The organism is Clostridium sp. CTA-1 (assembly GCF_054768215.1).
Genome location: NZ_BAAAAP010000033.1, coordinates 20247 through 31918 on the forward strand (window position 1 = coordinate 20247; position 11672 = coordinate 31918).

The 11672-nt window shown below is 25.7% G+C and carries 13 protein-coding genes; 4 read left to right on the top strand and 9 right to left on the bottom strand.

From position 1 onward, the window contains the following. Nucleotides 1-60: 60 nt before the first annotated feature. The 3 genes from ACYUEW_RS17700 to ACYUEW_RS17710 all read right to left on the bottom strand — a co-directional run bounded on the left by ACYUEW_RS17700 (nt 61) and on the right by ACYUEW_RS17710 (nt 1290). The gene (locus ACYUEW_RS17700) at nt 61-726 is read right to left on the bottom strand and encodes a nucleotidyltransferase domain-containing protein (RefSeq protein WP_460277558.1); all 666 of its coding nucleotides are present in this window, start codon (nt 724-726) and stop codon (nt 61-63) included. A gap of 85 nt (nt 727-811) precedes the next feature. Next, nucleotides 812-1096 (bottom strand): hypothetical protein, encoded by a 285-nt coding sequence (locus ACYUEW_RS17705; RefSeq protein ID WP_157672544.1) that lies wholly within the window; start codon nt 1094-1096, stop codon nt 812-814. Between the two features lie 56 nt (nt 1097-1152). Next, nucleotides 1153-1290, bottom strand: coding sequence for a hypothetical protein (locus tag ACYUEW_RS17710; protein WP_072584590.1), 138 nt, complete (start codon nt 1288-1290; stop codon nt 1153-1155). A 486-nt stretch (nt 1291-1776) separates the two neighbouring features. Here ACYUEW_RS17710 and ACYUEW_RS17715 point away from each other — a divergent pair, with 486 nt between their 5' ends. Next, entirely contained in the window at nt 1777-2031 is a 255-nt protein-coding gene (locus ACYUEW_RS17715) for a hypothetical protein (protein ID WP_042385223.1), read from the top strand. Between the two features lie 322 nt (nt 2032-2353). Here ACYUEW_RS17715 and ACYUEW_RS17720 read toward each other — a convergent pair whose 3' ends face one another. From ACYUEW_RS17720 to ACYUEW_RS17735, 4 genes are all read right to left on the bottom strand, one after another. Beyond that, nucleotides 2354-3433 carry an Ig-like domain-containing protein gene (locus tag ACYUEW_RS17720; protein ID WP_460277562.1) on the bottom strand — a complete coding sequence of 360 codons (1080 nt, stop codon included), beginning with the start codon at nt 3431-3433 and terminating at the stop codon, nt 2354-2356. A gap of 286 nt (nt 3434-3719) precedes the next feature. Beyond that, complete coding sequence (locus tag ACYUEW_RS17725) at nt 3720-4151, bottom strand: DUF1259 domain-containing protein (RefSeq protein WP_460277564.1); 432 nt, start codon at nt 4149-4151, stop codon at nt 3720-3722. A gap of 439 nt (nt 4152-4590) precedes the next feature. After that, nucleotides 4591-5139 (bottom strand): GGDEF domain-containing protein, encoded by a 549-nt coding sequence (locus tag ACYUEW_RS17730; RefSeq protein WP_030034589.1) that lies wholly within the window; start codon nt 5137-5139, stop codon nt 4591-4593. A 133-nt stretch (nt 5140-5272) separates the two neighbouring features. Next, nucleotides 5273-7039, bottom strand: a complete 1767-nt coding sequence (locus ACYUEW_RS17735) for a helicase-related protein (protein ID WP_003486737.1) — start codon at nt 7037-7039, stop codon at nt 5273-5275. A gap of 413 nt (nt 7040-7452) precedes the next feature. On the opposite strand from ACYUEW_RS17735, the gene ACYUEW_RS17740 reads away from it, so the two are divergent. Next, nucleotides 7453-7944, top strand: a complete 492-nt coding sequence (locus ACYUEW_RS17740) for a hypothetical protein (RefSeq protein WP_460277567.1) — start codon at nt 7453-7455, stop codon at nt 7942-7944. A gap of 123 nt (nt 7945-8067) precedes the next feature. Here ACYUEW_RS17740 and ACYUEW_RS17745 read toward each other — a convergent pair whose 3' ends face one another. Further along, nucleotides 8068-9006: a metal ABC transporter substrate-binding protein gene (locus tag ACYUEW_RS17745; RefSeq protein ID WP_085333255.1), complete on the bottom strand. Its 939-nt coding sequence runs from the start codon at nt 9004-9006 to the stop codon at nt 8068-8070. 220 nt (nt 9007-9226) lie between these two features. Here ACYUEW_RS17745 and ACYUEW_RS17750 point away from each other — a divergent pair, with 220 nt between their 5' ends. Beyond that, nucleotides 9227-9880, top strand: a complete 654-nt coding sequence (locus tag ACYUEW_RS17750) for a metal ABC transporter ATP-binding protein (protein ID WP_003486743.1) — start codon at nt 9227-9229, stop codon at nt 9878-9880. Next, nucleotides 9880-10668: a metal ABC transporter permease gene (locus ACYUEW_RS17755; protein ID WP_460277570.1), complete on the top strand. Its 789-nt coding sequence runs from the start codon at nt 9880-9882 to the stop codon at nt 10666-10668. The genes ACYUEW_RS17750 and ACYUEW_RS17755 overlap by 1 nt, the downstream gene beginning before the upstream one ends. 287 nt (nt 10669-10955) lie before the next feature. Here the strand turns inward: ACYUEW_RS17755 and ACYUEW_RS17760 are convergent, their stop codons facing one another. Beyond that, complete coding sequence (locus ACYUEW_RS17760) at nt 10956-11471, bottom strand: hypothetical protein (protein WP_003486746.1); 516 nt, start codon at nt 11469-11471, stop codon at nt 10956-10958. Nucleotides 11472-11672: the final 201 nt, after the last annotated feature.

Here is an 11672-nt window from a genome sequence, read left to right on the forward strand (position 1 = left end):
TATTATTCAAGTTTGAATAATATAGTGCTCTGGAAAATTATTTATCTTTTAGTAATTACGTTAAATTTTCAAAAGATAACTGCTCCACGTAATAAGCTTCTCAGAATATAAGGAAAAATCATCTTCATCGATTCCAATCAGCTTTTTTCTATTCATGCAAATATCTAATATCTCTTTATCAGTCTCGTTTAGCAGTTTTGCCAAGTCAATCTTACTACTTATATATTTATTTGTTTCATAAAAATATTTAGCTTGCAAAATGTAAAATGTAGACTTGTAAAGTGCTGATAAAATTTCTGGATTGTTTTCATAGATGAAATTATGACAACACACATGATACAAATTGCATGCACCTATCTTTATAGCACGTTTAATATCCGCTCTGTCAATCAGTGGCAACAAATAATCTATGCTACCATAGATTGGCTGCGTATCATAATAAAATTGAAACAAATCAGATTTTTCCCAACCTACAATCTCACTTTTCCCTGAAATAAATCCGCAGGCTTTTTCTTTATAAGGCATATGGGAAATTATCGCTCTATATTTTTTCAAATCCTGAATAGTCAGCTCATTCAGAATAACTACAATATCTATATCACTATTGTCAGTCGCTTCTTTGCGTCGATAGCTTCCCTGTAAACCAATAAAGGCAAGCCTATCTCCATATTCATTTTTTATTTTTAATACAAGCTCCTCTATCCAATTATCTATAGAAAAAATCATTTTATCACCTCGCCTATTACTATAAACTCTACTCCGTAATTTCTTACTTGTTCCATATAATATTACAATTGTATCATATAAAGGATTAAATTGTAATTAGAGATATCATATTTTTATCTATCGTGCATCCCATATAATTCTTGCACAATCCATTTTTTCCCTTTTCAAACTTCTTGCAGTACTTCTTTTTCTTTTCTTTATCTGCACTTTTATTCTGTATTTCTTCCTTTTGAGAAAATATATATTTATCTAAAAATTTACTTAATTTCATTATCCTATTCTCCTTATGTATGTGAATATAATTTCCTAGACTTATCCAGTTGACAGTTATCAGCTGGTCTTTTGTATCTGGTACTCGTTTATTCTGCATATTACATATTCACCACCTGCCTATTGTTTGTTTCAGGTATTAAAAAAGAGTCTATACTAAGACTCCTTTTTAACTGATTTATATTTCGACTTATTTTTATCATTTGGATTTATATATTCAAAATCTCCATTTGAATTTTTTCTTATTCCCAGCCTTGCATATTCCTTATCTTTTACTTTAAGTTTATTAGTCATTATTACCACCTCCAAGTAGTATTATTGCCACGGAAGTGTTAAATTATTTCACCCGATTAATTACTCCACCTTTACATCTTCTATAGTTATCATGCTTCATTAATGACATACAAAAGTAGAGGTCCTCTTCTTCCCTCTCCTAGATTTGTTTTGTTTTATATTTCTATTTTTATTTAATTGTTTATGTATTCCTGGTTGTTGCATTTCTATTATTTCTCCAACTTTCAGACCTGTCACCACCACTCTATCTATGTAATATAAATATGATCTCTCAGCCTTTGCTAAGTATGAAAAAGTACCTAATCTCTAGTAATGAGCGAATCACCCACCTTATAGCTAAGTGCTTATTTATGTATTTTATTTAAAAATATCCCAATAAATGTTATAATAAAATTATGTTGGAAATAACCTGAAAGGAGGTCTTAACAATGATAGTTTCTTTAAGAGTTCATAAATACGCCTAACTATTTAAAGGAGGTTAATTTTATGAAAAAATCTATAAAAAGAAACTACATTAAGGATATTAGCAAAATCATAATAAATAAAGTTAGAATTAATATAAGGGGATATATTAGCTCTATTATCATTAGTCTGATAAATACTTGGGTAAATAAATTAGTCTCTTCAAGAAATAGTATTTTTGGTAAACCTAGTAATAGTATTGCAAAATCTACTGATATATATTTTTTAATCTTATCAGCAATGATTCTCTTTACTTATTATTATTTGCACAAACATTAAAAATATTAGTTCCAACATAAAAATTCCAATCATACTACTTTATATATTTTCTATTAGTAGTTTACACAGCAAGGGCTTGATAAAAAATTATCAAGCCCTTATCAATTTTCATAAATACCTAATGTTAATTATATTCTTATAGTATTATTTTAGTATCCCTTATTTTCTATATATCTGTTTTTTCTATACTACCATTATATCATGGTTTTTCTTTAAAATTATTGCGTTTTCGTTGCACACTTTTTATATAATCTCCTAAGCTATTCTAGGTATGTAAAAAGCACCTAAGGCTTATATCCCTTAAGTGCTCTCTGACATTTAGCTATTTATTGTTTCCCTCATACTCTCTTACTTCAAAAGATGCTATCTTATCATGTACTATATATTCTTTAACTGTTTTATAAGGATTAATTTTTTTATTAAATGAATACAATGATGGACCTTTACCATTAGATCTTTCCTCAAACCAGCTTATAAACTTCTCTACTTCCTGCATATTTACGTCATATTCTTTTGTAGCTCCATTTACTAAAGATATACTTAATATAGCATTATTTTTATTTTCTTCTACCTTTTTAGTAACATTAACTTTACAAGTAGCTGTTAAATCAGTGCCTTCCACTTTGGCTGTTATTGTTACTTGACCTTCTTTTATAGCTGTTACTTTACCGTCTTTATCTACCTTAGCTATACTTTCATCACTTGATGACCATACTACTTTCTTATTGGCAGCATCTTCAGGTAATACTTTAGCATTTAGCTTATCTGAACTACCTTCTAATAAATCCATAGATGTTTTATCTAATGATATAGACTCTACTTTAGCATCTTCTTTATAAGGTTTCAACTGTCCATTTTTATCTATATCTACAGCATCAAAGTACATTGCACTGTTTATATTACTATCTAATAAATTAGTTATTTCTACAGTGTGCTCTTTATAAGCTAAATCTTTTTTTTCAAAACATACGGTCGGTTTAGCTTGATTATAGCTTCTAGCTTCAAATATATATGGAATTCCATCAATCTTTATTTCTATATTGTTAGTACAATAATATCTTGAAAACATAATTATTCTGATTTTATCTGTTACAGTATTAAATTTTACTTTTAATAAATACCCATTTACTTTACTATTATCTATATCATTTGGTATCATAGAATATCCGCCAGAATAATTAATATCAGAGTACCTTATCCAACTTGTATATTTACCATTTATATAAGAGAAGTTATTGTTATCTTCTTCCATTCTTTTCCAACCTTCTTCAGGTTGTAATAATTGTTGTCCTACCTTTGTCTCATTATTTTGAGCATAAACAGCATAATCATTTTTAGTATAACTAAATACAAAAACAAATAATAATAACATACTCATAATTAAGCCTATTTTCTTTTTCATTGTCTTGTCCCCCTTATTCTTGATATATATATTATATAATTACATCTTTCACCATATCAAGAATAAGATTCCTACAAATTCTCTTATATTTTACAAAATTATTAATTTTTTTTAAAATAATTAAACTTAGATTAAAGGATAGCATATTTTTTATTAATTTACTCATTCTAATATAAAAAGACACCTGGAATTAACCAAGTGCCTTTTAGTACATAGTACATATATAAATTTTGTTGTATATAGCAGGGTCTTTGTCCTTAAATATATTTATTTTAATCTTTAGCATTTATTCTAAAACTGTTGGTTTTATTTTCTCTTGTCCTCTTAATACCTCAAGTGCTTCTGCTACTTTTCTAGCAAAGTTTAACGGTCTATCTATTGATTCAAAATGAATATACATAAGCCTTGGTTCATCAAATAACCAATGATTATGAAGTGCAGTAACTAATATTCCATTTTCTCTTAAAATAGATATAAATCTATTTATTTCTTCTTGAAGAATAACTGTCTCACCCAAATTAAGAGTTCTACCTTGATTATCCGGTGATTTAAATGAAAACAATGCTGCTAAAGCTAATGGTGAATGAGTTGGTCTTCCTAATATTTCTGCATCAATATCTCTCATAAACGTTACTGTACAAACATTATTAGCTGTACTTAAAATTTCAGCTCCAAGTATATCAGCAAACTCTGCACAAGTTCTGCAAAAATTTCTCATAATCATTTTCTCCTATTATTTTTATCTTAAGTTTTTCAATATTTTATAGAGAGCTTGTCTCTTTATAAATATAATATGAAACTTATTCATAAATGTGATAAATGTGATAAATGTGTATGAATAAGTTTCATATCTAAATAATAGAGGAATAAAAAACACCTAAGGTTTGCATTCCTTAAGTGCTTTTAGTACTTATACACAATATATTTATTTTTTATTTAGCAATCATAATGTCTTTATGTCTTTTAAGAAATGGGCTAATATTTCTATTTCATATTCTTTTACTAAGTTGTAACCTTCTAAGTGTTTTTTATAAACCTCTCCCACCACAAAAGTTGTTGTCATATCAACTAATCTTTTAATTTTTCTACTCTTTCCATAAAAATCCCCTACAAATTAAAATATTTTGTATAATAATATATACAAAATATTTTAGATCCTATCCTATTTTACTTTTACTTTCATACATTTTAAAATCCGCCATTTTTATCAACTCTTTAAGGGATTTATTATAATATTCATCATATTCTACAAAACCACAACTCATTCCTATTTCATATTTTAAATTTTTACTTGTTTCTTTTATTTTATCACTTATCCTATTCCATACTATACTACTTTCTTTTATATTAGTTTTAGGTAGTACAATTATAAATTCATCTCCACCATATCTAAATATGAAATCACTTTTTCTTATATTATCCTTTATTATATTACATAAAGTTATTAATACATAATCTCCTGTAAGATGACCATAATTATCATTTATATTTTTTAAATTATTTACATCTGCAAATCCTATGGTTAACTTTTCTTTATTAATTTTAGCTAATTCTATTTCTCTATATAAACTTTCTAGTCCTCTTTTTCTATTAAGTACTGATGTAAGAGAATCTGTACCTGCACAACGTGCAATATTTTCAATTATTTTATCTTTCTTTTCTAGTTCAACTATTAATTGTTCCCTGGTCATGTACTCATAACTCATAAATAACCACCTGTACTCCTTAAACATATTTTATAATATTATGGTAAAATCATTTTTTTAAACAAACATATATTTTAAACACCGTTGAATAGACAATAATATGAGAATTTATATGCAAACATACTTTTTAAGTTTAAAAACTAAATCTTTTTCTAAGCACTTTATTTATTTCTATACTTAGCTTGGTTCTTTCATCATAAACCCAGCATTCATCAAAATTTAAATTAAAATTTTTAGATAAAGAATAATATAAATTTAGTTTTTGATAATACAATTCTAAATCATATAAATCTTTAGAATTAAGTTTTGGTTTAGATATACTTTTAAAATTACCTATAAAAATCTCATTTACATATTTTAAAAAATCATTCATTATATTTATATTGGTAACATCAAAGGGTACCTTTAATAATTGCCACTGATACTTTTCTGGTAATTTATAATTTTTTATACTATCTAGCACTAAAATTTTTTCTCCTATATCCATTTTTCTATATAATAAACTTTTTTCTTCCCTTGTGCTCCAAAGAGCTAATTTTTCTCTCAATGGAAGACTTTTTACATCTAGTATAGCTTCACTTGGTTCTATTACAGCTTCGTATATTTTTCTATCGTATACTTCTATCATTTCCTTTACAAAATTTTGAGTGTTTCCATAAGATGCTATATAACCTATATCATATATACCAAATCTTCCAGCTCTTCCCCCTATTTGTTTAACTTCCTGTGAAGTTAAGTATCTCATATCATTTCCATCAAATTTTCTAATATCCATAAATATTATTCTTCTTATGGGAAGATTTACTCCCATACCTATGGCATCTGTAGTTATTAATATATTACTATCTTTACTTATAAATTGTTCATATTGTTTTCTTCTAACCTCTGGTGGAAGATTTCCATATATTACACTAGTTTTTATACCTAAATCTCCATAATAATCTGCTAATTGAAGGACTTTCTTTTTAGAAAAAGTAACTAATGCATCTCCTTTTTTTATATCCTTTAATCTAAAAGCCTCTTCTTCAATTTTAAGAGGTATATTTCTAAAGTACTCCTTTAATTCATATTCATCTCCACAGTCTTCTATGATATTTATTATTAATTCTTTTGTATTCAATGCTCCACAAACATGTATTTCTTTACACTTTAATGCTAATATAGCTCTTGTCCAAGCACTCCCTCTTTGATCATCATCTATCATTTGTATTTCATCTATAATAGCTACATCATACTCTTCATTGATATCTAATTTTTCTATAGTACAACATATATGCTTAGACCCTTTTTTCTTTATTTCTTCTTCTCCAGTTATTAGGTCGCACACTACGCCTTCTTTATTTAATTTTTCAAAATTCTCTAAGGCCAGTATTCTTAATGGTGATAAATATATACCTTTTTTACTTTCTTTTAGTCTTTCCATAGAATTATAAGTTTTTCCCGTATTAGTTTCTCCTAAATGAAGATAAAATTTTCTATTCATATATCTAACTTCCCTATATTCATCTTTAGGATTCTTCGGAAATATCCTATCAAATTCTTTAAATATCATAGTTGGAATATGCCTAGTTATAAGAACACTTATTATTCCTGATTTCAAATAATTTTTTCTATTCCCCTTTATTATTTCATAAAAATCAAAGTCTGTATTATGTTTTATATTATAATCCCTTACTAATTTTTTAGAGATATAATCTAAAAGATGCAAATAATTATTATAAACCTCTTTAAAATCCCTTATATTTTCATCTTTCATAGTTTCTAATTTTTTTAATTTTTTTCTAATAGATGCTTCTTGTTCCCACAAACTATTAATTTTAGAATGCTGTACTATATCCTCTGTCTGACTATAGGAATTCTTTATTTTTCTAAAATTTCTATCTATGGAAGCTCTCTTCATAGTAATTCCTCCAATTTATATCTTAATTATAATTAAATTTTCCTTATTTTAAAGTAGTAATAAAAAAATATAAGATAAATTTTGCTAATATTAAAATCGAAAGTAGCCAAAGCATGTTTATTATATACCCATCTTCTGAACATAATAGTAAATTAACAGGTCTATATTATATTTTGTGCCATAAACTCCTGTTTATTAATTTTTTTAATAATAACTTCTTTCCATTCCCAATTGAATTTTTGGAAAATAAAAATAATTCATTATACTTTACGTTTTCCTATTGATAACTTATACAAGTATATATTATAATTTATATAAGGTATTTATAACCACTTTACTTACTTATTTTTTTATTAATTTTTTAAGTTATTAAAAAATTGAATTATTAAATTGTTAAGGATGTTGATATAATAGTGAAAAAATATAGCAATATTAAATTAAAAAATTTAAAGTCTAAAATAATATCTGGTGTTATGTGGTTAGAAACTTTGTTAGCCATTTTTATGATAGCTTCTGTATTTCTAAGTTCTAAAGACCTTATAAGTTTTATCATACAAATTTTTACCCTAGATGCAATCCCATCCTACGATATGTTTCAAAAATTCTTATCCCATCTTTTATTGTTAGTAATAGCTTTAGAATTAGCTTTAATGCTAGTAAAGCATACACCAAACAGTGTAGTTGAAGTAATGCTCTATGCTATAGCTAGAAAAATGTTAGTTTACGGTTCCTCTGCTCTTGAAATATTTTTAGGAGTTTTGTCTTTAGCCGGAATATTTTTTATAAAAAAATATTTATTCTCAGAACAAGATAAAAAGTTAGAAGAAAAAGAATCTTTTGTCCAAGAATTATCCGTTGATATTATTGAAAAAACTAATATAGTATCAAATAAAACTGCAGAATAAATTAAAAAGTCTTTCTTTTAAATCATCTTCTCCTTATCTCTAATAAGGATTTTAAGATAATATTATAAGAAAGACTTTTATATTAATTTTACATTAATTTATAAATATCTATAATACTTTATGTTATTTTAAACTTTCATATATTTTTTCCAAATTATATTGCATTATTTCTATGTATCCTTTATTTTCTACTGAATTGGTTAAAGTATAAATTTTTTCTACTTTAGCTCCTACTTCTTTTGCTAAAGTCTTAGACACTTCTTCACTTACATTCTCTTCTAGAAACACTGTTTTTATATTATTTTTTTTACAATAATCTATTAACTCCTTCATTTTTTTAGTGGTTGGTTCTCCTTCAGCAAAAACATTTTCCACACTATTTTGTTCTAAATTAAAGTCTCTACACAAATAACCAAAAGCTGCATGCCCTGTTACAAAATGATTTCCTTTTACACTCTCAAACTTCTTTTTATATTCATCGTATAATTTCTCCAATTTTTCTCTAAAGTCTTTATAGTTATTTTCATAATAATTCTTATTTTTAGGATCTACCTTAACTAAAGCATCTTTTATAACTTCTGATTGTTTTACTGCAGCCTTTATACTTAACCAAGTATGTGGATCATATTGACCATTATTATGTTCGTGTTCTTCTTTATTCTCTTCATGATGTTCCTCTTCCGATTCCTTATTTTTTAAAGGCGTAACATTTTTAGATGCCTCTACTACAACTAATCCTTTATTGTCTATATTCTTTAAAGTTTTATCCACCCATGCTTCCATTCCAAAACCATTGTATACAAATATATTAGCACTATTTATAGATTCCATATCTCTTATTTTAGGTTCAAAATCATGAGGCTCTGAACCCTCTGGTATTATAGATTTTATTTCTACTTTATCTTTACCTATTGCCTTTACATATTCCTTAAGTGGATTAAAAGAAACTACCACTTTAATTTTTTCATCTTTTGAAGAAAAGCTTTCTTTATTTTGCGCCGAACAAGCTGTAAAAAATATTATATTGGATAGAATTAAAATAAAGCTTAGTATTTTTTTCATAGTATCACTCCTTATTTAGAATAATTATTTATACATAATTATTATTAATATTTTTTCTATAGGTTATTGCAAACTATTTGCATTTATATGTATAATATAAACATATATTATAAAACTGTCAATATTAATTGCAAATGAAAATTAAATTCATTTAATAATATATCATAAATAAAACTTAAAATAAATAAGTTTTTATTAAAAATATCATTGGAGGTAAAATATGATAGAAATAAATAATCTATGCTTTTCTTATACTAAGAAAAAACCTTATATTTTAGAAAACATAAATCTCAATATAAAAAAGGGGCAGTATGTTTCTATACTTGGTTCTAACGGTTCTGGTAAAAGTACATTGTTAAAACTAATACTTGGTTTTTTAAGCCCTACTTTAGGAGATATAAATTTAAAAAATAGTAAAATAGGCTATGTACCTCAAAAATATGAAAATTTTAATTCTGATTTTCCTATTACTGTAGAGGAAGTCCTTAAATGTCATAAAAAAGTGTTAAAAATTAAAGATTCTACTGCTATAGATAGAGCCTTAAACATTGTTAAAATGACTAAATATAGGCATTCTCTTATAGGAAATTTATCTGGAGGTCAAAGACAAAAGATATTTATTGCTAGAGCCTTAATGGGAGAACCAGAACTTTTAATACTAGATGAACCTTCTACAGGCATAGATATAAATAGTCAAAATGAAATATATAAAATAATAAGTCATTTAAATAGTTGCCATAATCTAACGGTTTTATCCGTAGAGCATAACATTTCTGCAGCTCTTTCTAATTCAAGTCATCTTTTTAAAATTAAGGATGGCCTTGGAAAACTTTATACAAAAGAACAATACATAAAATTGAAAGAGGTGATGTAATGTTAAGTTACACTTTCATGAGAACAGCTTTAATTATTTCTATATTTATATCTGTTTTATGCCCTAGTATAGGTATATATTTAGTACTTAGAAGATATTCAATGATTGGAGATACTTTAGCTCACAGCTCTTTGGCTGGTATAGCTATAGGATTATCCTTAGGCCAGAACCCTATACTAAGCGCCTTTATATTTACTTCTATAGCAGGAGTTTTTATAGAATTTTTAAGAGATTATTATAAAAGATATGCAGAACTAATTTTATCTATAGTTCTTTCTTTAAGTGTAGGTATTGCTATAACCTTAGTAAGCTCTGGGAAAGCTTCAGGTAATATAAATTCCTTCCTATTTGGAAGTATTCTTACAGTGTCAAAAGGCGAGCTTTTAACTGTATTTATATTAAGCATAATATCTTGTGTTACTTTAATTTTATTACATAGTGAACTTTTGTATATAGCTTTTGATGAAGAAGGAGCTAAAATAGCTAATGTAAGAGTAAAACTTATAAATTATATTTTTTCTATTTTAGTTGCAGCTACCATATCCGTATCTATCAGAATTGTTGGAGTTCTAGTTTTAAGCTCTTTAATAGCTCTACCTGTAGCCACTGCTCTACAGTTTAAAAAAGGATTTAAAAGCACCCTATTTTTGTCTATATTAATAAGTATATTTGATGTAATATCCGCTTTATTTTTATCCTATTATTTAGATTGTGCTCCTGGCGGAATAACAGCCCTTATTTCCGTTTTCATTTTACTTATAGTTATGGCATTTAAAAAAAATAAATAAAATTACTTTTTTAATTGTTGACATATAAAACTTAATGGTATAAAATATTAATAAATAATAATTGTTAAATAATATTATATATATCACTCTTGTATCCTCCCCCAAAAGATACAAGACAATTAAAAGTTTTACAATTTTAAGATCCCCTTTACAAAAAAAGTAACACTTATAATTTTATAAGTGTTACTTTTTTACAAATTAATAAATACCTATTTTAAAAAGCTTTACTTCTCTATAACTTTAAATATTCTTATACAAATACTATCTATAATAAAGAATTATTAAATCTATTCTTCCAAAAGAATCTTCTCTAAATTAAACTGTTTATCTTTTACAATTTTCCATTTAAATTTAATTTTCTTTAAAGTGGCCTTTCCCTTTAATTTTTCTTCTCTATGTCTTTTGTCTAAAGAACAAAATATATTTAAGCGAACATTATAAGTATAGGTAGTTGTTCCATCCTTATTTTTATGATAATTTTCTATATCTATATTATTAACCCTTACATGATAATTATTTCTATTAACTATAAGTGATAGTACTAAGGGAATCTGATCTCTCCATAAACTATTATAAGCATTTTCTGTCATTACATCTTCAAAAATATTTTCTGTATACACCTGTTGTAAAGTCATATTTCTATTAGTTTTGCTTTTAGGTTTAACGGTATATAATAAATTTATATACTCCTTAAATACCTTCTCTGATTCCTTTCTATCATCCATAATCACAGAGGTACAAGAAGATGCTACTATTATACTTACTAATACCAAAACTATTAGCAGCCTTATACCTTTAGTCATACAAATTCCTCCCAAATACTTATAAAACAAATAATCCAATTTATCAAATTAAATATCAAATAATATTAAATTCTTATTTGGATATTTTTAATTATTGTAATGATTAATATCTATAATATACAAATCTCTTATATATTGTATACTGTTTTTGTTAGTATATTATATATAAAATTTTAATTTACAGTAAACATTATATTAAAA

Bases quoted from the DNA above. Each gene is read 5' to 3' on its own strand.
- ACYUEW_RS17700 (WP_460277558.1), bottom strand. From the start codon at position 726: ATGATTTTTTCTATAGATAATTGGATAGAGGAGCTTGTATTAAAAATA.
- ACYUEW_RS17705 (WP_157672544.1), bottom strand. From the start codon at position 1,096: ATGCAGAATAAACGAGTACCAGATACAAAAGACCAGCTGATAACTGTC.
- ACYUEW_RS17710 (WP_072584590.1), bottom strand. From the start codon at position 1,290: ATGACTAATAAACTTAAAGTAAAAGATAAGGAATATGCAAGGCTGGGA.
- ACYUEW_RS17715 (WP_042385223.1), top strand. From the start codon at position 1,777: ATGAAAAAATCTATAAAAAGAAACTACATTAAGGATATTAGCAAAATC.
- ACYUEW_RS17720 (WP_460277562.1), bottom strand. From the start codon at position 3,433: ATGAAAAAGAAAATAGGCTTAATTATGAGTATGTTATTATTATTTGTT.
- ACYUEW_RS17725 (WP_460277564.1), bottom strand. From the start codon at position 4,151: ATGAGAAATTTTTGCAGAACTTGTGCAGAGTTTGCTGATATACTTGGA.
- ACYUEW_RS17730 (WP_030034589.1), bottom strand. From the start codon at position 5,139: ATGAGTTATGAGTACATGACCAGGGAACAATTAATAGTTGAACTAGAA.
- ACYUEW_RS17735 (WP_003486737.1), bottom strand. From the start codon at position 7,039: ATGAAGAGAGCTTCCATAGATAGAAATTTTAGAAAAATAAAGAATTCC.
- ACYUEW_RS17745 (WP_085333255.1), bottom strand. From the start codon at position 9,006: ATGAAAAAAATACTAAGCTTTATTTTAATTCTATCCAATATAATATTT.
- ACYUEW_RS17750 (WP_003486743.1), top strand. From the start codon at position 9,227: ATGATAGAAATAAATAATCTATGCTTTTCTTATACTAAGAAAAAACCT.
- ACYUEW_RS17755 (WP_460277570.1), top strand. From the start codon at position 9,880: ATGTTAAGTTACACTTTCATGAGAACAGCTTTAATTATTTCTATATTT.
- ACYUEW_RS17760 (WP_003486746.1), bottom strand. From the start codon at position 11,471: ATGACTAAAGGTATAAGGCTGCTAATAGTTTTGGTATTAGTAAGTATA.